Origin of the sequence: Novosphingobium mangrovi (assembly GCF_022818885.1) — a bacterium.
Taxonomy (GTDB): Bacteria; Pseudomonadota; Alphaproteobacteria; order Sphingomonadales; family Sphingomonadaceae; genus Novosphingobium; species Novosphingobium mangrovi.
Window position 1 is genome coordinate 45,956 of record NZ_JALHAT010000034.1, and the last position, 22,973, is coordinate 68,928.

General features: G+C 66.8%; 17 protein-coding genes. 8 read left to right on the forward strand and 9 right to left on the reverse strand.

The features are described 5' to 3' along the window. Window positions 1–64: 64 nt before the first annotated feature. Together MTR65_RS15810 and MTR65_RS15815 are read right to left on the reverse strand one after the other, a co-directional pair. Window positions 65–673 carry a hypothetical protein gene (locus tag MTR65_RS15810; protein WP_243801883.1) on the reverse strand — a complete coding sequence of 203 codons (609 nt, stop codon included), beginning with the start codon at window positions 671–673 and terminating at the stop codon, window positions 65–67. A gap of 141 nt (window positions 674–814) precedes the next feature. Beyond that, entirely contained in the window at window positions 815–1,921 is a 1,107-nt protein-coding gene (locus MTR65_RS15815) for an ROK family transcriptional regulator (RefSeq protein WP_243801885.1), read from the reverse strand. Between the two features lie 215 nt (window positions 1,922–2,136). On the opposite strand from MTR65_RS15815, the gene MTR65_RS15820 reads away from it, so the two are divergent. From MTR65_RS15820 to MTR65_RS15830, 3 genes are read left to right on the forward strand one after another with little or no spacing between them, the layout of a single operon-like run. After that, window positions 2,137–4,587, forward strand: a complete 2,451-nt coding sequence (locus tag MTR65_RS15820; RefSeq protein ID WP_243801888.1) for a TonB-dependent receptor — start codon at window positions 2,137–2,139, stop codon at window positions 4,585–4,587. Between the two features lie 2 nt (window positions 4,588–4,589). Beyond that, window positions 4,590–5,789, forward strand: a complete 1,200-nt coding sequence (locus tag MTR65_RS15825) for a YdcF family protein (protein WP_243801890.1) — start codon at window positions 4,590–4,592, stop codon at window positions 5,787–5,789. A gap of 13 nt (window positions 5,790–5,802) precedes the next feature. Further along, window positions 5,803–6,804: a phospholipase C/P1 nuclease family protein gene (locus MTR65_RS15830; protein ID WP_243801892.1), complete on the forward strand. Its 1,002-nt coding sequence runs from the start codon at window positions 5,803–5,805 to the stop codon at window positions 6,802–6,804. A 128-nt stretch (window positions 6,805–6,932) separates the two neighbouring features. Here the strand turns inward: MTR65_RS15830 and MTR65_RS15835 are convergent, their stop codons facing one another. Together MTR65_RS15835 and MTR65_RS15840 are read right to left on the reverse strand one after the other, a co-directional pair. Further along, entirely contained in the window at window positions 6,933–8,405 is a 1,473-nt protein-coding gene (locus MTR65_RS15835) for an MFS transporter (protein ID WP_243801894.1), read from the reverse strand. Window positions 8,406–8,520: 115 nt separating this feature from the next. Next, entirely contained in the window at window positions 8,521–9,636 is a 1,116-nt protein-coding gene (locus tag MTR65_RS15840; protein WP_243801896.1) for a Fic family protein, read from the reverse strand. Window positions 9,637–9,861: 225 nt separating this feature from the next. On the opposite strand from MTR65_RS15840, the gene MTR65_RS15845 reads away from it, so the two are divergent. Next, window positions 9,862–12,555, forward strand: coding sequence for a M1 family metallopeptidase (locus MTR65_RS15845; RefSeq protein WP_243801898.1), 2,694 nt, complete (start codon window positions 9,862–9,864; stop codon window positions 12,553–12,555). 24 nt (window positions 12,556–12,579) lie between these two features. Here MTR65_RS15845 and MTR65_RS15850 read toward each other — a convergent pair whose 3' ends face one another. Beyond that, window positions 12,580–14,028, reverse strand: a complete 1,449-nt coding sequence (locus MTR65_RS15850) for a mechanosensitive ion channel family protein (protein ID WP_243801901.1) — start codon at window positions 14,026–14,028, stop codon at window positions 12,580–12,582. Window positions 14,029–14,111: 83 nt separating this feature from the next. Then, a complete protein-coding gene (locus tag MTR65_RS15855) occupies window positions 14,112–15,203 on the reverse strand; it encodes a DNA topoisomerase IB (protein ID WP_243801903.1) in 1,092 nt (363 codons plus the stop codon). A 202-nt stretch (window positions 15,204–15,405) separates the two neighbouring features. Here MTR65_RS15855 and MTR65_RS15860 point away from each other — a divergent pair, with 202 nt between their 5' ends. Both MTR65_RS15860 and MTR65_RS15865 read left to right on the forward strand, forming a co-directional pair. After that, window positions 15,406–16,116 (forward strand): murein L,D-transpeptidase catalytic domain family protein, encoded by a 711-nt coding sequence (locus tag MTR65_RS15860; protein WP_243801905.1) that lies wholly within the window; start codon window positions 15,406–15,408, stop codon window positions 16,114–16,116. A 68-nt stretch (window positions 16,117–16,184) separates the two neighbouring features. Next, window positions 16,185–17,609, forward strand: coding sequence for a L,D-transpeptidase family protein (locus tag MTR65_RS15865; RefSeq protein WP_419145055.1), 1,425 nt, complete (start codon window positions 16,185–16,187; stop codon window positions 17,607–17,609). Between the two features lie 44 nt (window positions 17,610–17,653). Here the strand turns inward: MTR65_RS15865 and MTR65_RS15870 are convergent, their stop codons facing one another. The 3 genes from MTR65_RS15870 to MTR65_RS15880 all read right to left on the reverse strand — a co-directional run bounded on the left by MTR65_RS15870 (window position 17,654) and on the right by MTR65_RS15880 (window position 19,831). Then, window positions 17,654–17,890, reverse strand: a complete 237-nt coding sequence (locus MTR65_RS15870) for a hypothetical protein (protein ID WP_039396329.1) — start codon at window positions 17,888–17,890, stop codon at window positions 17,654–17,656. A 96-nt stretch (window positions 17,891–17,986) separates the two neighbouring features. Beyond that, entirely contained in the window at window positions 17,987–18,346 is a 360-nt protein-coding gene (locus MTR65_RS15875) for a hypothetical protein (protein ID WP_243801907.1), read from the reverse strand. Window positions 18,347–18,451: 105 nt separating this feature from the next. Further along, complete coding sequence (locus MTR65_RS15880) at window positions 18,452–19,831, reverse strand: aminomethyl transferase family protein (protein WP_243801909.1); 1,380 nt, start codon at window positions 19,829–19,831, stop codon at window positions 18,452–18,454. Window positions 19,832–20,073: 242 nt separating this feature from the next. Between MTR65_RS15880 and MTR65_RS15885 the strand changes: the two genes are divergently transcribed. Together MTR65_RS15885 and MTR65_RS15890 are read left to right on the forward strand one after the other, a co-directional pair. Continuing rightward, window positions 20,074–21,051 carry an AraC family transcriptional regulator gene (locus MTR65_RS15885; protein WP_243801911.1) on the forward strand — a complete coding sequence of 326 codons (978 nt, stop codon included), beginning with the start codon at window positions 20,074–20,076 and terminating at the stop codon, window positions 21,049–21,051. 134 nt (window positions 21,052–21,185) lie between these two features. After that, window positions 21,186–22,886, forward strand: coding sequence for a transferrin-binding protein-like solute binding protein (locus tag MTR65_RS15890; RefSeq protein ID WP_243801914.1), 1,701 nt, complete (start codon window positions 21,186–21,188; stop codon window positions 22,884–22,886). Window positions 22,887–22,973 lie beyond the last annotated feature (87 nt).

Consider the following 22,973-nt stretch of genomic DNA (forward strand, 5'->3'; position numbering starts at 1 on the left):
CCTTACACGATCGTGGAGGAGAAGGCCCGGACCAATCGGCCGGCCGAGGCGGGTTTTTTGCGGGCTAGTTGACGATGGTCTCGAGGCGGTAGCTGGCCGTTTCCTCGCGCCGGGCGGCGCTGCGCATCATGAAGACCCGGATGCGGTAGTCGCCCGATTTCTGCGCGACGCCCTCGTACTGGTCCCCGGCCGAGGCGCCCGCGAAGATCGCGACGACGCTCTCGCCCGGTTCGAGCAGGTTGAAGTAGGTCGCGGTGTGCTTCGTGGCGAGCGAGATATTGAGGCTTTGCCCGGCCTTGACGCCAAGGAGGTAGTCGACGCTGTCGTAGCCGGTGATCGATCCTTCCTCGATGGCGCTGGAGGTGCCCGGCGCAAAGCGGATGCGCCTGGTCGTCATGCCCTCCTCGCGCGCGGAGGTGCCACTTGGCGGCGCGGCGGCGGGAGGCGGTGTGGGCGGGGCGCTGGCTGGCGTCGCGTTGAGCGGGGGCGGCGTCGCGATCCCGGCGGCTGTGCCGTCTGCGCTGGAGGCGGGGGAGGGGGCCGGGATCGGGTCGAGCGCGCTGTCGGTTGCCGTGGCCTCTTCCGGCATCTCGCCCGAGGGGGAGCACGCGGCAAGGCCGGTCGCGGCAAGAGCGGTCAATGCGACCAGCGTGGATAGGCTTCGAAATGCCATTGGGGTTCCTCTCCTTTGCACCTTGCGGGCGGCACGCCCTGGGCGCTTCCCTTTGTCCAGACTTCGCGCATGGGCCCCCCGATGCAATCGGCAAAACCCGCCAGATCTGGCAGGATTTGTCCGTGCCTGTGGGATGGGGCCTCAGCTGGCGATGGCGTGCAGCGGGAGCATGGCCGCGCCCAGCGTGACGGGCGATCCCTCGACACGTGAAACTTCCAGCGGCGCGCGGCGCGCGTCGATCATGGTGGCAAGCTGGGTATTGCAGAGGCGCGCGTGGAGCCCTTCGAGCAGCGCACGCGGCAGGGTTCCCGCAATCACGATGGCCCCCGGATCGAACCAGGCAAAGGCGGTGCTGACGAGGATTTCGAGCTGGGCAGCCGCGCGGTCCATCCAGCGCGCGATGACCGGCGCCTGGCGGGACGAGGCCGGGTCGATGTCGTCCAGCGAGGCCAGCGCGAGGCCCTCGGCGCGCAGGAGGCCCAGGAGGTCGAGCGGGCTCGGGCGCGGCGCGTCGAGGGGATAGAGGCAGCCGATCTCACCCGCAGCGCCATGCTGGCCGCGCAAGGGGACGCCGTCCACGATCAGCCCCGCACCGATCCCGAACCCCAGCAGCAGCACGGCCAGATGCGACATGTCGCGCACGCGCCCGGCCGCATAGAACTCGGCAAGAGCGGCACAGTTGGCGTCGTTCTCCAGCCAGATCGGCCAGTTGAACTCGGCCGCCAGCAGGTCCCTGAGTGGCACGTCGCGCCAGCCTGGCAGCGCATCGACCGCGTGCCAGTGCGTCCCCTCGCGGGTCATCGGCGGGCCGGGAACGGCCACGCCAATGCCCAGCATCCGCCGCCCCAAGAGGCCATGCGCCTCGACCAGTTCGTGCACCAGCTTGCGCACCCTCTGGGCAAAGTCGCGGGGCGTCATCGGCGCGACCGTCTCGTGGTGGCGGGCAATGGGGTTTCCGGTAAAGTCGACCAGCGCCAGGTCGAGAATGCCCTTGTGCGCGCTTGCCCCCACCGCAAAGCCACCCTCGGCCGCGATGGCGAGCGGGACGGCCGGGCGGCCGCGTCCCACCGCGGTGCCTTCGGGGCGTTCGTGGAGCAGGCCGAGTGCAAGGAGCTCACGCGAGAGCTTGGTGAGGTAGGCCGCGCTGAAGTCGAGCGCCTGCGCCAGTTGGGTGCGCGAGGCGGGCCCGGTACGACGCAGCTGGTCGATCAGCCGGCGTTGATCCTTGTCGAGGCCATGTCCGTTCATCGCCGCGTCTCCCTGCCGTTGCGCGCGTGGAGAGTCGCGGAATAGTCATATTTTTTTATTTTTCAAAAAATATTTAAATGGGTCACAAAGCGCGGCCAGAGGGCCCCTCGTCACCGCGCGCCGCCTGCGCTGCGGACTGTCGAAACGTGAGGGGTATATGCTGAAAAACCGATCTCGTGCGCTCCAGCGCGCTCGCTGCCTTGAGTGTGGGCCTGATGGCCGGAATGTGCGCGCCGGCGCTGGCCCAGACCGCGCCTGTCGCCACGGCCGATGCGGCGGCCACCGGCGCTGTACAGAGCGGCTCGGACACGATCATCGTCACCGGTTCGACGCGCGCGGAACGCCGCTTCGATGTGTCCTACGCGGTCAACACGCTGGACGATGAGGAAATCGCCAAGATCGCGCCGGTCAACCTCGCCGATCTGGTGGGCCAGGTTCCCGGCTTCCAGACCGAGATCACCGGCGGCGAGGTCCAGAACATCTACCGCGTGCGCGGGTTGCCGAGCGACGGTGTCACCAGCTTCCAGCAGGACGGCCTGACCGTCTTTCACGAAAACGACGGCTACTTCTGGCGCGGCGACGCGGCGATCAAGTACGACCTGATGACCGAGCGCGTCGAAGTCGTGCGTGGCGGTCCGGCGCCGATCTACGCGAGCCGTTCGGGGGCCATCGTCAACCAGATCACGGTGACGGGCAGCGACGTCTCGCGCGGCAAGGCGCAGGTGACGCTGGGCGACACGGGTCTCTACCGGCTTGACGCCATGCAGTCCGGCCCGCTGGGCGAAGACACCTATTACGCCATCGGTGGCTTCCTGCGCCATCATGACGGCTACCGCGACAACGGCTTCCCCAACGACCGGGGCGGGCAGGTGCGCGCCAACATCAAGCACGACTTCGACAACGGTTCGGTCAAGGTCACCGCGAACTACGTCAACGATCACAATGTCTTCTATCTGCCGATCCCGATTTCGGACCCGCGCGATCCCTCGGTCTCGCTCGATCCCTATATCGACTACTTCAAGGGCACGATGAACTCGCCCGCGTTCCGCAACGTGAACCTGCGCTACCAGGACGGAAACGGGAACCTCCAGAGCCGCACCGGTGACCTTGCCGATGGCCGCCACATGCGCCTGTTCAATTTCGGGGTTCAGTACGAAGGCGACTTCGATGGCTGGCTCGTCTCGGCCAAGGCCGGGTACACGCAGGGCAAGCTGGATTTCGATGCGTTCTATTCGACCACCAACCCGGCCGATGCGGACGAATTTGCGGCCGGTTACGCGGACCGCGCGAGCGCGGCCTGGGGCGCTCCGGCCTCGCTCGGCTATGTGCTGGCAGGCACGAACACGGCCTATGACCCTTACGGCGATTCCGGCCTCGTCATGCAGGGCCAGTACCGCAACGTCGCGTCCAAGTTCTACTCCGCGCAGGGTGACCTCTCGGTCGCCAAGCGCTTCGACACCGGCATCGGCAGCCACGACCTGAAAGTGGGCGTCTACGCCAGCGCCTATGGCGAGGACAAGTTCCAGCTCTACCAGAACTACCTGATCCAGGTGGCCGGTCAGCCCGCGACGCTCGATCTTGTCGCCTACGATGCACAAGGCGGCGTGATGGGCCGGGTGACCGACAACGGCGCGCTCAACGTGGCGGCCACGCTCAACGCAGGCGACAGCGATGGCACCGTCATCGCCTTCTACGCCAACGACACCTGGGAACTGGCCCCGGGCCTGCGCATCGATGCCGGTATCCGCCACGAGCGCTACAGCTTCGATGGCTGGGCCGCGAACACCGTCCAGGTGGACCTGGGCGACGCTGCGACGCTGGCCGACGACATGACCCGCGCCTTTGACGGCACCATCGTCAATGGCGGCCTTTCGCCCAACGCGACCAACTGGACGGTGGGCGCGAATTACGACTTCTCTTCGCAGGTGGGCGTCTACGGGCGCGCCTCGCACATGGAGACGCCCAACAACGTGCAGGTGGCGATGTCGATCAACCCGACCATCGCGACCACCAAGATCGACCAGTTCGAGGCCGGGCTCAAGCTCGCCTTCGGGCAGTCCTATCTCTACGTCACGGGCTTCTACACCAATTACGATCCCTACAACGCCTCGTTCCTCGCCTTCGACCCGACCACGGGCCGCAACGACGTGAACGTGCCCTTCGTGGGCGAGGCGCAGGTCAAGGGCATCGAGTTCGACGGCGCCTTCAAGCCTGTCCCCTGGTTCACGCTCAACGCCGCGCTGACCGTTAGCGACCCGCAGTACAAGAACTTCCAGAACACCAACGGCGCCGATCCCGAACTGGCTGAAGGCAAGCAGATCACCCGCCAGCCCAAGGTCTACGGCAACATCCGCCCGAGCTTCGATTTCCTGGCGGGCGAGACCGAGATCTCGGTCTACGGGCGCTACACCTACCAGTCCAAGCGCTACGTCGACATCTACAACAACACCGCGCTGCCGGCCTTCGGCACCGTGGGCGCGGGCGTGACGGTACGCCACGGGCGCTGGTCGGCGCAGGTCGTGGGCGACAACCTGTTCAACGAGAAGGGCCTGACCGAGGGTAACACCCGTACCGACTCGATCAGCGGGCAGGGCAGTTCCGAGGCCATCTACGGCCGCCCGATCTTCGGGCGCAACGTGCGCCTCGTTGTCGGCGTGGAGTTGTAAGGGTGGCCCGGACGGCCCATCTGGCCCTGGCGCTGGCGGGCGTTGCGGCCCTTGCCGGAGCTCTCCCGTTCGCAACCGTCCCGGCACATGCCGGGGCGGTTCGCACCGGCGTGGTGCGTGACCGTGTGAGCGAGCGGCTTTCGCAGCGTCTCTTTCCACTCTTGGGGGACGCCCGCAATGTGCGCTCCGCGCAGGCCGAGCCCGCGCTGGCGCAGATCCTGGCAGCCCGCGCCGCGCGCCGGGACAGTTGCGCGCGCGATCTTGTCTGCCTCGCCTATTCGCAGATATGGAGCGAGGCGGAGATCGCGACGAGCGCGCAGGTTCTGGCCGCAAGGCTCGACGCAAAAGCGCCGGGCGTCTTCGATGACGGGGTGGCCGCGCAGGTGCGCCGCGAACTGGCGGGCTTGAACACGATCATCCGCACGTATGCCCTGGGCGCGCGTCCGGTCTACACCGAGATCGACGGCGCGGGCGCCATCGATGCGCGCGAACGCGAGGCCCGCCTGCAAGGGGCTTCAGGCCTGTCGCGCGTGGTGCGTGAGGGCTCGGTGCAGGACTTCGACCCGAGTCTGGAATTTGCCATCGCGCTCCTGGACACCAGCGATCGCACCGATGCCATCGGCTACGAACCCATCGCCGAAGGGCTCAACGCCCCGGCCATGGCGCGGGCGAAGGGTTTCGACTGGTCGGCCACGACCTATCCGGCGATGATCCTGACCGGGATCGGCCCGGAGGTGGAAGGGCAGCCGCTCAGCCCCTTGGGCAAGTACCACCTGCGCGTTGCGGCGACCCGTTTCGCGCACGGCGACATCGGCTTCATCGTCCTATCCGGCGGCCGCGCACACCCGCGCGAGACCCGCTTTGCCGAGGCCGAGGAAATGCGCCGCGCGCTCATCGAACGCTACGCCATCGCGCCCGAGGCCATCGTGATCGAGCCTTATGCGCGCCACACGACGACGAACCTGCGCAACGCGGCGCGCCGTCTGGCGATGCTGGGCGCCCCGCTTGATCGGCCCATGCTGATCGTCAGCAACGCGGGCCAGAGTGCCTACATCCAAAGCGCCGCGTTCACGCAGCGCAACACCGACGAGCTTGGCTACCAGCCCGGTACGGTGGGCCAGCGCCTCTCGCCCACCGCGCTCGAATTCACGCCTTCGCGCCGTTCGCTGCGGGTGGACCCGCGCGACCCGCTCGACCCTTGAGGAGATCTTCGCGATGATGCGCAAACTTACCCTTGCCGCGCTGGCGGTTTCGTCCGCGCTCGTTCTCACTGCCCCTTCCGCCCAGGCTTGGGGTGGACGCGGGCACGAGATGATCGACCGCGCGGCGCTGGAGGCGATTCCCGCCGATGGCCCGGTGTTCCTTCAGGACTATGAGGACTACATCGCCGCCTCGGCGGGCTATCCCGATGCCTGGCGCGGAAACGATGAGGGCTTCTCCAAGATCGCTGAAGACCCCAACCATGGCTGGTTTCGCGAGCAGTTCACCTTCCTCGATCCGATCCCGCGTTCGCGCTACGAGTTCGTGCTGGCGCTCTTCAAGCACCGCGAGGCGATCAAGGACAGCGATCCGGCTGCGGCCGCGCGGACCAACGTGCGCTGGACCGGCACGTTGCCTTACGCCGCCATGGAAACCTATGAGCGGCTGATCGTGTGCATGCGCCAGGTTCGCGCGGCCAGGGCCGCGGGCGGGGATGCCTCGGTGCCCGAACGCCACTGCGCGTTCCACGCGATCCGCCTGGGCCACTACATCGGCGACGGGGGCAACCCGATGCACGATTCGGTCCACGCCGATGGTTGGCTGGGGGAGAACCCGAAGGGCTATACCACCAGCAGGTCGGTGCATGGCCGTTTCGAGAGCCGCTTCGTCGATGCGATGGACCTGAGCGCGGCCGATGTCACCGCGCAGATGCCCGCCAGGGCTCATGGTGAGGGCGATATGTTCGACGCCGTTCTTGCCTACCTCGATACGGCCGGGGACAAGGTCGGCTATGTCTACGAACTGGAGAAGCGCGACCAGTTCGGCGACTTTTCCGATGCGGACGTGCGCGAACTGATCCTCACCCAGACGGGTTCGGCCGCTGCCATGTTGCGCGACATGCTGTGCCGCGCCTGGGAAGAGAGCGCGCAGGACCCGGCCACGGTCGATCCCTCGCCCATCGATTTTGCCAATCCGGCGTTCAATCCCGAAACCGGAAGTGCGCCTGCTGGGTTTTGAAGATTCCGAGGGCAATGGCCCTCGGGCTCCCCAAACCGGGCGAGCTCACCGTTCTCAGCCGACGTGGCGCATGAAAGGCGAGGTCGCCCGGTCATGGGGTCAAGGGGTGATGACCCCTTGCCTTCCCTTTACTGCCTTCCTTCCCGCCAGACCAGCGCGCGCCGGATCCGGGCATGGCGGGCATGGCCGAGCCTCACCCGGGTCAGCACGGCAATGACGGCGAGACTTCCCGCGGCGGGCAGCGCGAGGCCCAGCGCCAGAATCGCGCCGCGCACGGCAGGGCTCGCGGCGTCTCCGGGGCTATATCCGGCAAGGTCGAGGAGCAGGCCCAGGCTGGCCGTCGAAGCCGCGCCGCTGGCCTTGATGGCGACGAGGAAGATCGCGAAGAGCCCGGCCTCGAAGCGGCGTCGGAACTGCCATTCCAGCGCGTCGACGACATCGGCGAGCAGGCTCCAGGGCAGCATGTAGATCGCGGTCTGGCCAAAGCCCATGACCAGCGCGCTGGCGAGGAGGGGCGCCGAAGTGCCCATCGGAAAGGCGATGCCGGTCAGCGCGAAGAGGGTAAGGCCGGCAAGGCAGGTCGCGTGGCCCAGCATTAGGAGGCGGGTGCTGTCGATGCGCGCGGTCAGCGCGGTCCAGGCGGCGACACCGGCGAACTGGCCGATGGTGATCGCGGTGAGGATACCTGTGACCAGCCCGGGCGCGGCGAGCACGTGCTCGCCCATGTAGAGCAACATGCGCTCGAAAGCGGGCGGGGCGAAGCCGGTCAGCGCGGCAAGGGCGAGCATGGCGAGGACCAGCGGCGCGCGCAATGGCACGCGCAGGCCGTCGCGGCATCGCGGTGCGCTGGGGGTAGCGCTGCTATCCGCCGTGCCCGGCGCGTAGCGTGCGCTCGCGATCATGGTCGCGGTGAAGACAAGCCCGACCAGCCCGCCGGCCAGCGCGAGCCGGGTATGGTTGCCGGTCGTGCCGGCCTCCTGCACGATGGGCGTGAGGACAAGGGCGATGGTGAGCGAGGAGCAGGACGAGAACAGGCGGCGATATCCCGAGACGCGGGCGCGCACCCGGCTGTCGGCGCTGACCCGGGTCATCAGGGCGTTGTGCGGGACGTCGATCACCGCATAGGCCCCGCGAAAGAGCACCAGCACCAGCGCCATCGCGGCCACGGGAAGGGCTCCGGCAAAGATCTGGCTTGAGAAGAAGGGCAGAGCGTAGACACCTGCGAAGGCAAGACCGCAAGGTGCCGCTCCCGCCACGATCAGCCAGCGGTAGCTGCGCCCGCGTGCCTGCATGGCAATGACGATGCGCGCGGCGAGGAGGTCAAAGACGAGGTCGCCCGCGAGCACCAGCAGCATGAGCCCACCCGCCGTGGCCGCGCGCAGGCCGAGCAATTCGGTGAGCAGAAACAGGAACGTGATCTCGGCGCCCGAGAAGGTGATGTTCTTGCCGAAATTTCCCGCCGCATAGGCCAGAAGGCGGGCTTCTCGCGTGGTGGCCTGGGAAGGCTGGCGGAGGATGGGCGATGGGAGGCCTGATGGCGCAGGGCGGCCTGCGAGACGACGATTCCAGCCTGCGCTCGTCCGATAAAGTGGAAACGACATGGCGGGCGCCTTAGCAGGCCTCTTTTACGGTTGTAGGTAAGTGACGGGGGCCAAGTCCCGGATCCCAAACCTGTCGCCCACCGGCTCAATATTTAACATAAGAAGTATTATCGCCTCACGAGGCCAAGTCGCCGAGGGCCAGATAATAACGCGTGTAGCGAAGTTCCCCTTCCCGGCGCAGCGCGCCCAGCGCAACCAGTTCGGCCAGGTCGCGGGTCGCGGTGGCCGAGAGTGCGCCCGTGATCGTGCGGTAGTTCGCCGCGCTCAGGCCCCCGTCGAAGCCATCGGGGCCTTGCGCGAACATGCGCAGCAAGGCTTTCTCCTGCCGCTCGTTGATCGCGCCGCGCAGGCGGTCGAACAGGCGTGTCTTGGCGATCAGGAAGGCCACGTGGTCCCGGCTGCGCGCCTGTGCGGCCAGCGCCGTGTCGGCAAACCAGGCCAACCAGGCGTCCACCGCGTTGGAGCGGCTCGCGCGGTGCAACTCCTCGTAATAGGCCTTGCGGCGGCGCTGGATGGTTTCGGCAAGCGCGGTGATGGCGGGGGCATCGAGCGACTGCGCCAGCGCCTTCTCCGCAAGCGCCCGGCCGATACGGCCATTGCCGTCCTCGAAGGGGTGGATCGTTTCGAACCAGAGATGGACGAGCCCTGCGCGCACCAATGCCCCCTTTCGCACCTGGCCTGCGGGCGCGGTCTCGTTGAACCAGGCGATGAGCCGGTCCATCTCGCCGGGGACCTGCGCGGAGGGCGGCGCCTCGAAATGGACCTTGGGCGCATGCAGCGCGCCCGAGACAATTTGCATCGGGTCGGCATGGCTACGGTAGCTGCCGATCTCATGCAGATCGCGCCGTCCGTTCATGAGCATCGCGTGCCAGCGCAGAAGCATCGCCTCGCTAAGCGGTTCGGCATAGGTGCGGTAGAGGTCCGCCATGAGCTCGGCGGCTCCGGCCTCGGCCGCATTGGCCCGGCGGGTGTCGGCCTTGATGCCCAGGTGGCGGGCCACCGAGGACTGCACGCTCGCCCGGTCGAGCACTTCGCCCTCGATCGCCGAGCTGTCGACCGCCTCCTGCGCGATCATCGCGATGGTCAGCTGCTCGCGGTCCTGCGGGGCGAGATGGGTCATGGCGCCGACAACTACCCCTGCCCCCTTGAGGAAGCGGTCCTCTGCCTCGCGCAGCGCGGCGGGATCGTAGGTGAAGTCAGGCCAGTCGGGCTGTTGCCAGTTCCAGTGCATGATCGAAGGAATGCCCTCCTATAGATCATTATTCAAGGCAATTTGATTTATAGGATGCGGGCTATCAATCATAGACTCCGATAGGTACACCCCGAAATGCGCCCGATTTCAGGACGCTGCGTAAGGTCCTTCCGCAAGCGCGCAATCTTCGGGGCTGGCAACGAACGAAAATTCCCTTTAGGCTCCCGCCCGCCCCCTTCCCCCGCATGACAGGAGACATCAAACATGCGTCGCAAACTTCGCGCAGGCGCCACCACGGCCGCCGCCGTTCTCGCCTTCATGCTCTGCCAGAACGCTTCGGCCCGCGATGTTGCGATGCCTTCGATCTCGGCCGAGAACGCGAAGCTCGCGCCGCTGCCTGAGACGATCCCGAGCAGCCTGCCGCGCACCGCGCGCCCGCTGCACTACACGATCCAACTGGTTCCGGACGCCGCCTCGCTTTCCTTCGGCGCGAGCGTGGGCATCGATCTCCAGGTGTTCGAGGCCACCCCCTCGCTCACGCTCAACGGCAACGGGCTGACCGTCACCGCAGCCACCCTGCTCCCCGAAGGCGGCGGCGCGCCGATCACGCTGACGCCCAGTGCCGACGAAGAGGCGCAGACCCTCACCTTCGCTGCGCCCGCGACGATTGCTGCCGGGCGCTACCGCCTCGATATCGCCTATACCGGGCCCATCGGAACGCAGGCGGCGGGGCTTTTCGCGCTCGACTATCCCGATCCTGCCACCGGCAAGGACGTGCGCGGCCTCTTCACCCAGTTCGAGGCCCCCGATGCGCGCCGCTTCGTGCCCAGCTTCGATGAACCCAGCTACAAGGCGACCTTCGATCTGAGCGCCGTGGTGCCCACAGGCGACATGGCCATCGGCAACATGCCGGTCGCGACGAGCGAGGACCTGGGCAACGGCACCAAGCGCGTGACCTTCGAAACCACGCCGCGCATGAGCAGCTACCTGCTCTTCTTTGCCAGCGGCGATTTCGAACGCTCGGCGATCACGGCGGCCGACGGAGTCGAGACCGGCATTGTCGGGCCCACGGGCACCGGCGCGCAGATGACCTACGCGCGCGATTCGATGGCCGAGCTGCTCCCCTACTTCGACGACTACTTCGGCGTGCGCTTTCCCCTGCCCAAGCTCGACAACGTCGCCGCGCCGGGCGCTTCGCAGTTCTTCAGCGCGATGGAGAACTGGGGCGCGATCATGACCTTCCAGCGCCTCCTCCTGCTCGATCCCAAGCTGACCAGCCCCGGGCTCAAGCAAGGCATCTACAGCGTCGAGGCGCACGAGATGGCGCACCAGTGGTTCGGCGATCTCGTCACCATGGGTTGGTGGGACGACCTGTGGCTGAACGAAGGGTTTGCCAGCTGGATGGCGGCCAAGGCGACCGACCACTTCAACCCGAAGTGGAACTGGCTCCTGGGCCAGATCGACGGGCGCGAGGGCGCGATGTCGCAGGACGCGCTCGCCACCACGCACCCGGTTGTCCAGCACGTGCGCACCGTCGCGGAAATGGAGCAGGCCTTCGACGGGATCACCTACCAGAAGGGCCAGGCGGTCATCACCATGCTCGAACACTACGCCGGGCCCGACACCTGGCGCGATGGCCTGCGCCGCTACATGAAGGCCCACGCCTTCTCGAACACGCAGAGCAAGGATCTGTGGAGCGCCATCGAGCAGGCTGGCGGCACGGACATCAACCGCATCGCCCAGGCCTTCACGACGCAGCCCGGGGTTCCGCTGGTGCGGGTGACTTCGGCGACATGCGCGGCGGGCAAGACCACGCTCGAGCTCGCCCAGGGCGAGTTCTCGCTTGAAGATACCAGCGGCACGAGCGCGCAGACCTGGCCGATCCCCCTGCTCCTGAGCGCGGGCGAAGGCGAGCCGGTGCAGCACCTGATGACCGGCAAGACCGACCAGGTGACGATCGCAGGCTGCGGCCCGGCTCTCATCAATTCGGGGCAGCTGGGATATTACCGCACGCTCTATGGCGAGGAGGCTCTGGGCGGTATCCTCGACGGTTTTGCAGGTCTGTCGGCCATCGACCAGTACGGCCTCGTGCGTGACAATCTCGCGCTTGCGATGGCGGGCTATCAGGACCTTGCGGTGGGCATGGACTTCATCGCGGCGGTTCCGGCCGACAGCGATCCGGTGCTGGCGGGCAATGTCGCCAGCCTCTATGCCGCGCTCCACGAAATCCTCGAGGATGACGGGGCCAAGGCGCAGCTGCGCGACCTGGCTTCGGCGACCTACGGGCCGCGCCTGGCCGCGCTTGGCTTCGAGGCGCGCGAGGGCGAGGACCTGACCGATACCGCGCTTCGCTCCGAACTCATCCGCGACCTTGGCGGCATGGGCGATCCGGCCGTCGTGACAGAGGCGCGCAGCCGCTTCCAGGCGCTCGCCACCAATCCCGATGCCCTTGACGGTCCGCTCAAGTCGACCTGGCTGGCCGTCGCCGCAGCGAACGCCTCGCCCGAGGATTGGGACCTGATGAAGTCGCTGGCTGAAAAGGCAAATTCCATCGTCGAGCGGCAGCTGTACTACGCCGCGCTGGGCGAGGCGAAGGACGCCGACCTGGCGCAAAGGACGCTGGATCTTGCCATTTCGGGCACGCCCGATGCCACCAGCGGCGCGCAGATGATCGTGGCCGTGGCCGGGCTGCACCCCGACCTCGCCTGGAGCTTCGTGCGCGGGCATGAAGACGCGGTCGAGACGCTGGTCTCTAGCTCGGGCCGTGCGCGCTTCCAGGCCCGTCTGGTGCGCGCCAGCACCAATCCCGAGATGGTGGGCACGCTGGAGGACTACATCGCCGGGATCCCGGCGGACCAGGCCAAGCCGGTGAGCGAAGCGCTCGCCAAGCTCAAGGTGCGGCTGCGCGATCGTCCGCGCCAGCGCGCCCAGATCGCGGCCTGGCTTCAGGCCCGCTAGGACCGATCCGCGCGGCCCGTTCGTTCATTCGACGGGCCGCGCTTCATCGAGAAGGTCGGCCTTCCCGCCAGTGGTTGCGGCCCGTTCGGCCTCGACCATGTCGCGGATCTCGTCGGTGGGGCGCACGTCCTCGGCCTCCACGCGCACGGACGAGGGGGGCGACGGCTTGGCAGCGGCCTCGGGCGCGGCGGGGGCCGGACCTTGCGGGAGCGGCACGGCGGCCGAGCGGGGATCGAAACGCAGGCGGTAGATCGGCTCGGGCAGGCCGAAACCAGCCTCCTCCAGAGCCGTCTTGACCGCCACGATGGCAAGGCTCTGCGCCTTGTACCAATCGCTCTCGTCCTGGTCGATCCAGCCCAGGAAGCGCAGGACGACGTTGGAATCGCCCACCTCCAGTACGCGGGCCTCAGGAGCCGGATCGTCCAGAACGAATGGCAGGTTCTTCAGCGTGTCGCGCCCGAGCCTGCGGGCGGCAAGCGCATCGTCGTCGGCATCGACGCCAAGGTCAAACTGGAAGCGGCGCTGCGGATTGCGGGTGTAGTTGAGGATCACCGCCTTGAAGACCTGCGAATTGGGAATGCGCAGGTGGTTGCCTTCCAGCGTCATCAGGATCGTCGCGCGACTGGTGAGGCGGATGACCCGGCCCTCGTAGCTGTCGATGACGACATGGTCGTTGGGAAGGAAAGGCTGGCGCACGCTGAGCATGAGCGAGGCGACGTAGTTCTCGATCGTGTCGCGCAAGGCAAAGCCCAGCGCCAGGCCCAGCAGGCCCGCACCCCCCAGCACCGCGCCGAGCAGGGTTTCCGCGCCAATCAGGTTGAGCCCGACGATCAGACCCGCAACGACGAAGACGAAGCGGATCGCGCTGGCGATCAGTTCAGCAAGGAAACTGTTGGGCGCGACGCGGTGCCAGATCCCGGTCAATCCAGCGAGGGCATAGCCAACAAGGCCAATCCCGAAGGCGACGGCCACCGCGATCCCGACAAGGGGAAGGACCCGCACGAACTGTTCGAGGCGCCCCTGAAGCGAGCCCAAGGTGTCGGCGCTCGCGGCCAGCGAGAGGTCGCGCTGTAGCGCGCTGTCGACGGTCACCACGCCTGAGACGCGCCGGGCGATGCCTGCGGCGCGGGCGATGTCGGAGGTTTCCGGCACGGTCCCTGTCAGGCTCACCACGCCCTGGCGCACCGTGACCTTTACATCCTGGAAGGCGGGTAACTCGGAGAAGATGCCGCGAATGCGCATGGCCATGCGGGTGTCGGCGCCTTCGTCCTGCTCGTCGGAGATGACCTGCTCGGCGCTCGGCGCGCTCTCGCCTTCGGCCTCTTCGACCTGCGTGCCAAGGGCGGCGTCCAACTGGGCGAAAGCCGGCCCGGGCGCAATCGCGACGAGCGCGAGAAACGCCGCGGCGAAGCGCAGGAGGCGGGCCCGTCGCCAAGCCGTACAGGCGAACGCAAGGGAGAACTGGTGAAGCATCGCGGGGAGGATCGCACCACGCCGCCGATCTGGCAACCACGGCTCGGGAGTGGAAAGTTTCCGCGAGGAAACGCCGGGGCGCATCAGGCCCCCGCCCCGAGGCGGCGGCGCAGGAAGGCCAGGACCAGCGCCTCTTCGGGATCGAGATGGCCCGGATCCTCCTCCAGCTCGGCGGCGATGCTCTCGAGCGCGGCCTCGGTCAGTTCGCGTGAGAGATAGGCCTCGAAGACTTCGGGGTGGATGTAGCACTTGCGGCAGACGGCGGGCGTATTGCCAAGCCGTGCGGCCACGCCTTCGATGGCCTCGCGGATATTGCGCTTGGCGGCGGCGTCGCTGTCGAAAAGCTCGTATTCGCTGAGCGCGATGGCGGCGAGGACAGTGCCGCTCCAGGTGCGGAAATCCTTGGCGGTGATGTCGCGTCCGGAAATATCGCGCAGGTACGCGTTGATGTCGCTGGAGCTGACCTCCCGGCGTTCGCCATCGTCGTCCAGGTACTGGAAGAGATGCTGGCCGGGCAGTTCCTGCATGGCCTTGACGATCCGCGCCACGCGCCGGTCGGTGACCTTGAGGCGCCAGCTCCGCCCGCTCTTGCCCTTGAAATCGAAGCGCAGGTTCGACTTCTCGACCGAGACGTGGCGGCAGCGCAAGGTGGTGAGGCCGTAGCTCTTGTTGCGCCGCGCGTAGTCGGCGTTGCCCACCCGGATCATCGTGGTTTCCAGAAGCCGCACGACGGTTGCCAGCACCTTTTCGCGCGGCAGGCCCTGGCGGCGCATGTGCCGGGAAACTTCCTCGCGGATCGTGGGCAGGCTGGCGGCGAAGTCGAGCATGCGCTCGTACTTGATCGTCTCGCGCCATTCGCGAAAGCGCGGGTGGTAGCGGTACTGGCGCCGCCCGGCGGCGTCCTTGCCCGTCGCCAGGATATGAGCGTTGGCCGCCGGCGCGAACCAAGCCTCGGTATAGGCGGGCGGCAGGGCAATGGCGTCGAGCCGCGTGATCGTCGCGCGGTCGCGGATGCGTTTCCTGTGCGTGTCGTAGTAGCCAAAGCCGTGCTTCAGCGCCCGGCGCGTGAAGCCGGGACTGGAGGGATCGACATGCACGAGCCCGAGGTCCCCGTCGATCTTCGGGTCGTTCTCCTGGTCGAGGGTCTTGCGGGTTTCCTCGGGTATCGCCAGCACGTGGGTCTCGGCCTCCTAGCCGGTCGGGGAGATGTGATCCCTTGCTAACGCGCAGCCCTGCCCTTCGGGTTCCCGCCTCTGGATCGAACCGTCTGGAATGACCCGAAAAGTGCAAATAAACGTTCACTTATGAACAGTTTACGCGGAACTGTGAAAAGTTCCCGTCCCTTTAAAATAAAGATGGAATGCCTATATTGAGGGTATGGCAGAACTGAAATCGAAACTTGATCGCCGGGCCCTTGTTCGCTCCGGCGGCGCGGTCGCATTGGGCGCATTCCTGTTCCGATCTTCCGCGTTTACTTCCGATCCGGCCGCCCGTGCCGCTCCCTCTGCGCGCGCCGCAGCGCCCGGTGCACAGGCGGGCAAGGTGGCCGCGCGCGCGGCACCCGATCCTGCCGAGTTCCCGGTGAACCGGGGCCTCCTGGAGCGGGCGCGGCAGGCGATGGAGACCCACGCCTCTTCGCTGCGCCGCCGGGACCGGATTGCGCTGATCGACTTTTCCGAGGCCTCCTCGGAGCGCCGCATGCACCTGCTCGACCTCGAGGCGGGGCAGGCAACACAGTTGCTCGTCTCGCACGGTTCCGGGTCCGACCCGGCCCATACCGGCTTCGTACAGAGCTTTTCCAACGCGGTGGGCTCGAACGCGTCGAGCCGGGGGGCCTATGTCACCTCCAACTACTACGTGGGCAAGCATGGCCGCTCGCAGCGCCTCAGCGGCCTTGATGCGACGAACGACAACGCGCTTCAGCGCGCCATCGTGCTGCACAGCGCCTGGTACGCCAACCCGGACATGCTGCGCACACACGGCATGCTCGGCCGCAGCCAGGGGTGCTTTGCGGTAGGCGAGAAGGAACTCGACGATGTCTTCGCGTTCCTGGGCGAAGGCCGGATGATCTACGCCGACCGGGCCTGAGCGCACTTGTGTGCGCAACCTTTGCATCCGGGCGCGGTTAGTCCTCCCTGATGAATAGGGAGAAATGCGTGCGAATTGCGAGAACCGGAATCCTGCCCCTGATCGGTGCGGCTGCGCTGGCCGGGTGCTCAGGCACCTCGGAAGCCGAGGGGGAGGCCCGCTGGACGTCCGGATCGATCGAGGACCTGCGCGAAGCTATCGGGGAGCGGGCCGAACATGGCCTAGACCGCGTGCGCTTCGAGGTACCCGAGGACGCCGGATCGGCGGCGGGTCAGACGGCGATGACGAAGGCCGCGCTCCTCTACGCCAGCGCGCTTGCCCGGGGCGCCAGCGATCCCGGAGAACTTTACGAGGTCTACACGGTACCGCGCAACGATCCCGATCTGAAGGCCGGGCTCGCCAAGGCGTTGGCAGAAGGCGACGTGGACGACTGGCTGGACAGCCTTGCCCCCCACGATGGGGCTTACGAAGCGCTCTCGAAGGCCTATCTCGCGCTCGCAGATAAGAAGGCGGCCCCCTCGCCCGAGATCCCTGTGCCCGAGGAACCGCTCGAAGCCGGAGACGAGGACCCGCGGGTTCCCGCCATTGCCCGCCAGCTTGCCGCATCGGGGTATCTTTCGGGCGCTGTGGGCCGTGCGGCCGGGCAGCGCTACAGCGAGGAGATGGTCGCGGCGGTCAAGCGCATGCAGGCCGACTACGGCATTGATCCCGATGGCATTATCGGCAAGGATGCGCTGGAAATCCTGAACTTTTCCGATGCGGACCGCGCCCGCGCGCTGGCCGTCGCGATGGAGCGGCTGCGCTGGCTCGAGCGCAAGGCACCGGACACCCGCATCGACGTCAACACCGCGACCGGACGCCTGACCTACTGGCGCGAGGGCAAGGTGGCCGATCGCCGCAAGGCCGTGGTCGGCGAGCCGGGCCACGAGACGCCCCAGCTGGGCTCGCCCATCTATCGCCTCGTTGCCAACCCGACCTGGACCGTGCCCCGCTCGATCGAGGAAAACGAGCTGGCGGGCAAGGGCGCGGCGTACCTGCGCGCCAATAACATGGCGCGCAAGGATGGCTGGATCGTCCAGCAGTCCGGCCCCGAAAACTCGCTCGGTCTCGTCAAGTTCGACATGAAGAACGACCACGCGATCTACCTCCACGACACACCCGCCAAGGCGCTGTTCGACGAGGTCCAGCGCCAGCGCAGCCACGGCTGTGTGCGGGTGGAGGACGCGCTGGGCTTTGCCGCGCTGATCGCCAGCCACGCCGGGCTGAGCGAGGAATGGACCGCCGCGCGCGAGACCGGCGAGGAAACCTTCGTGGCGCTTCCGCGCGAGATCCCGGTCCGTCTGCTCTACCAGACGGTTGTTCTGGATGAGGAAGGCACGCCCTCTGTCCACGCCGATCCCTACGACTGGGATACGCGCGTCGCCCGCAAGCTGGGCTTTGGCGAACGCGCGCGCCACGTGCTGAAGGCGGGCGCGCAGGACGTTGGACCCTGAAAACCGCTCGGCCCCGTCCGCCTGTCAGCGCCGGGGCCGGGACTTCAATCGAGGGAAGCGCGCAGTTCCTCCTCGGCGGCGGTCGCCTCGAGGATCAGTCGGCGCAGTTCCTTGGCGGTGTCTTCCAGCAGGCCCGCACTCAGTTCGCGCTCACCGTTGGCGAAACGGCGAATGGCCCGCTCGTCAATGCCGATGCGGCGCGAAAAGGCCGCCGGGCCGCCGAAAATCTGGACGCAATGGGCGAAGTGTTCGCGCTTTGCGTGGTCTGAAGGTGCTGTCATGCTATCCGCCTGTTTGCTGGGTTTCCCTCGCCATAGGGAACCACACGCCAGAGGCAAGCGCCCTCCTCCCGCATCACATGGGTCCGCTGAGCGCATTCACTGATAGCGCAGCCGGTTCTCGAACCCTTCGTTGGCCTTGGTCATCTTGGCAATCTTGCGCAAGGTCGCGCGGATGTGGCGTTCGACCCGGCGATCGTCGTGAATGCCGGTGATGCGATAGTCGTCCTGGTCGAGCAGACGCTTGATCGCGCTCGCAAAGGTGGCTTGATCCTCCAGGGAAGCCGACATCTTCAGGCGGCGGCAGGCCCATTCCTCGGCCGCCGCCTTGTCGTAGTCGTCCTCCGACCCATAGCCGCGCCGGTCGGCGGCGGCCTGGTCGCGGCCTGCGGCCTCGATGCGCGCCTCCAGCCATTTGGAGACCAGTTCGCTATCCCAGGGTTTTGACGCTTCGCTCATGGCGGCCTTCCTGAGCCATGCGTCCGGGCGAGGCAAGCCCGGCGTCCCGATCCCGGGGAGAACACTCCCCCGGATCGGGATGACAGGCGCACGATCTGGTCAGGTTCAGGCGGCAAGCCCCGGGCGATAGCCCTCCTGCGCCACCTTGGAGAAGGGCCATCCGCTGACCGTGGCGCGCAGCGTGGTCTGGACGTGCCGTTCGACCGTGGGGCGGTTCGAGCCGCCCGCGGGCTCACCCCAGATGACGCTCAGCTCCGAGCCTTCCGCCGCCACGTCCTCGTCCACCACGGCCAACGCCACCCAGGCGCCGTCGGGCGCGATAAAGGAGGTGTAGGTCGAGACGCCCACTTCGTTGTCGTGCTTGTCGAGGACCACGTCATAGGGATAGGCGGCGTAGTGCGCGGTCGGCACTTCCATGGCCTTGGCGTTCTGGCCCGGGCTCATCTGGCTGGCGTAGACCTTCGCGGCGTCCTCGCTGTCGAGGACGAGCGAGACCTTCTTGCGGTGCTTCTGGGAGGCCTTTTCTTCCAGCGCCTTGCGGCCCACGAAATCATGGTCGAAGCGGATCAGGCGGCCATAGTCCACTTCCCAGGGGGTGAAGTAGTAGTCCTCGATCGCATCGGAGACGAAACTTCCGCCGAGCGCCGCAATCGCGTCGAAGCTGGTCGCGGGCAGCCACTCGCGGTAGGCGCGCATCTCCTCGCCCGAATAGATCGCGGGAAGCGGGCACGGCAGCCACCCGGAATCGACCGCCGCGCTCGAATAGGCGCGCGCGCCGACCTGGCGCAGGCCGAATTCCTCGCCCGCCTCCAGGATCGTGCCCTTGATCTCGTCGTAGAGCTCCCAGGGGCCCCAGAATTCGAGGCCCGGCGCGCCGCCCATGCCATGGCGCAGCGAACGGAACGTGCGCCCGGAAACCGAGAGATGCCCCATCTGGAAGAAGCGGGGCTGGTCGATCGGCCCGCCGTTCAGCTTTTCCAGCAGCGCCCAGGCCTTGGGGCCCTGAAGCTCGAAGCGGAAGGTCTTGCGCGGCTTGGCGTTCTGGAGCGTGCGCTCGTCGCGGTCGCAGCGCACGTCAAAGCCCGAGGTCGCGGCCTGGTACTCCACCCAGTTGGCGACCGTCGGGCGGCCCACGATGTTCACCAGGTGCTCGCCCAGTCCGAAGATGATCATGTCCCCGATGAGGAAGCCGTTCTCGGCGCAGGCGATGAACTGCTTGGCCTTGCCATCGCCGAAGTTCGAGAAGGTGTTCACCGCAAGACTGGAAACGAAGGCCATGACATCGGGGCCTTCGACATAGAGGTCGGTCATGTGGAACGACTGGTCCATGAGCGCCACGCCTTCGCGCCAGGCCCGCTGTTCCTCGCGCCAGTTGGAAAACTCGGCGGGTATGGGGAACTGGTAGGGACCGGTCTGCGAATTGCGCATCATCTGCAGGGCGCCGCCGAAATGGTCGATCTTGGCTTGAAGCGATGGAAACTGCATTTTCAGGCTCTCCTTGATGGTTTTGAGCCTTTCTCGCCGTTCGCGAAGCGCGGTTCTTGACCGCAGGCGACGCCGCGTTGCCCCTATGCGACATCGCGCGACGGGCCGGGGCTGCGATGGGCCGAGCCTGCCCTGCCTTTTACCTGCCCCCGCACGGTGATAGCCTTGCCGAAAAGCTGGAACGCACGTCCAGGAGCCGACGTTCAGGCCTTGAGAACGAAAGACATTTTGGGAGCACGCCTGTGTACTGCAGATCCGGACAGGAGTTTTCGACCGAGCATGTCGCCCCTCCCCTGCGCACCCGGCGCTGGTCGGAGTTCGGGAGCGAGACGCTCTCGGAAATGACCGTGCGTGCGCGTAGTGACAGCGGTCTTCGCGCCCATATCCATCGCCGCAACCTGGGCCCGCTCGGCTTTGTCGTGGTCACGAGCAGCGCGGCCGAGGCCAGCTCCTCGGCGGCCTGCCCCGGTCCCTGGGCGCGCGAGGCCGAGGACTGCCTCATGCTCACCGTCCTCGACCATGGCCGCTCTTCGCTGAGCCAGTCGCGCTGGTCGGCCGACCTGGAGACAGGCGACATCGTCATACGCGATCTCAACAAGCCCTGGATCAGCCGTTCGGACGCGGACGTCGGGCTCATTCTCATCAAGATCCCCTACAGCGTAGCGGCGCGCAGCCACCCCGATCCCGAGCGATTGGTCGGACGGCACCTTTCGGCCGCCGATCCGCGCGTGGCCTTTGCCTCGGATGTCATCCGGGCCAGCAAGCGCGCGCTTCAGGCCGTGGACGAGGAAAGCTGGAACGCCCGGCTCGGACCCGTGCTGGAAAACGTGTTCCACATGATCTGCCACGAGGGACCCGCGCCTCTGGACGGAGAGCCTTGCAGCGGCCACCGTTCGCTCCACCGGGCCGCCACCAGCTTCATCGCGCGCAATCTCGCCGATCCGGACCTGAGCGTGGGCGGTGTCGCAAAAGCCCTGGGCGTCAGCACACGCCACCTCCAGCGCGCCTTTCTCGACAGCGGCACATCGCCGCGCGAATTCATCCTCCAGCAAAGGCTGGCCGAGGCTGCGCGGCTCCTGCGCCGCAACCAGGGCGCCCAGCGCCAGCGGATCACCGACATCGCCTTTTCGCTCGGCTTTGGCGATGCCAGCCATTTTACCCGCGCCTTTACCCGGCACTTCGGCACGCCGCCCAGCGCCTATCGCGCCGACGCGACCTGACGCGCTGGCTGCCCGCAAGGTACAGGGTTAAAATTCGCACAAGTCACGGTTTTCACCCGTGCTTTTAGAAACAAGTATTGCACGCCCCCCTGAATTGATGGAGAGAAAACTCCGACATATTACGGGGCGGTTACATGAACTTGAAGAGTGTTTTGGCGTGCACTACCCTCGCCGGTCTTCTTGCGGCCTGCGGCGGGGGCGGCAGCAGCGGCGGCGCTATCGGCAGCGTGCCCCCTCCCCCGGCACCCACCAACTCGTCCCTTGCCGATCTGCGCTATGACCAGAGCTTCGCGAACGACGCCGCCGGAGTTTCCGCGGTCTGGGACATGACGACCGGAACCGGCGTCAGCAGCCGTCCCGAGCCGGTGAGCCTGGCCATTGCCTACGATGCGGACACCAACGGCTATACCATCTCGGCCAATGACATCGTGCGCACGTTCCTCCCGTCCGATATCCAGACGACCAGCGAGAACGAAACGGTCTACCTTGTCGACGATACGCGGCTGACCTTGATCACCAAGGGCTATGCTGGCGACCTCACGACGAATTACGTCCGCATGGGCCTGCTTCAGGATAACCGCGTCGAGGGATCGCTCCAGTCGGCCGACCTGATCAGCTTCACCTACGGCTTGCCGACCAACGCGGCGGCGACACCGCGCAGCGGCAGCGCGGCCTATGCAACGCAGGCCTTCGGGGCGTCCACGGCTCCGGGCGAAGAGCCCAAGGCCTTCATGGGCGCTGGCCAGATCGATTTCGATTTCGCGCAAGGCATCTTCAGCGGCCATAGCTACCTCAACGAATACGGCCTCGTGAGCGGGTCCCAGATCTCGGGCGGAGGGATCGAGCTCACGACCCTGGGGCAGATCTCTTCCCAGGATGCTTCGCTGACCGGTACGGCCGTCTTCAGGGGCTGGGACGGAACCGTCGCCAGCGCGCTGAACGGCAGTCTCTACGGACCGGACGGGCAGGAACTGGGCGCCAGCTTCAGCGGCCAGAACGCGGATGGCATGTCGGTGACAGGCTCGATCGTCGGCCAGCAGGACAGCGCGCTGACGCCCGCCAACCTGTCGTTTGCCAACATGACCCAGGAACAGCGTTTCATCACACAGATCTCCGAGTATGCGCGTGGCAGCCTGACCTGGCAGAACAGCGAGACCTTCCTCTTCCGCGGCTATTCCTCGGACCAGAGCGGCGGGCAGTTCACGATCTCGGACAAGGTCGACGGGCGCGCCAATTTCCGGACCTACCAGAAGACCTTCGACAATACGTACTACGGCACGCAGGACGTCACGCTGGAACTGTACCAGACCGGCGCGGCCAATTCGCAGTTGCCCCTGACTTATGCCAGCTTCGGGCACTGGCAGGGCTCGCTTCCGGCCAGTTACAACGGGCCGGCCCATGAATGGTTCGTCTATGGCTTCCAGACCCCCGGCTATGCCCTCGACAATCGCACCGGCTCGGCCAGCTATGAAGGCGTGGCCTATGGCACGGGCATGTCGAACAGCGCCCGCTACGATGTCAGTGGCACCTCGCGCATGGACGTGGACTTTGGCTCCGACACGTTCACGGGCGCGCTCGCGCTGAACGGCGTCGAAACCGTCACCAACGCGCCTGTTGATTTCGGCTCGATCGCGTTCTCGGGCACGATCAACAGCCGTGCGAGCATGTTCACGGGCGATTTCCAGGCCGGGGGCAGCCTGGGTAGCGCCATCTCGGGCCAGTTCTATGGCTTGCAAGGCCAGGAGGTGGCCGGAACCTTCATCTTCAATACCCCCGATGGCAATCCCATGGCCGGCACCAATGTCCAGGGCGCCTTTGCCGCCACCCGCAGGTAATCGCGGATATCTGACGTGCTGGTTTTCCTGGCGGCGGCGCTGGCCGCCGCGCCTTCCCTGTCCGGCGCCCCGGCGGCCGACGTGGCG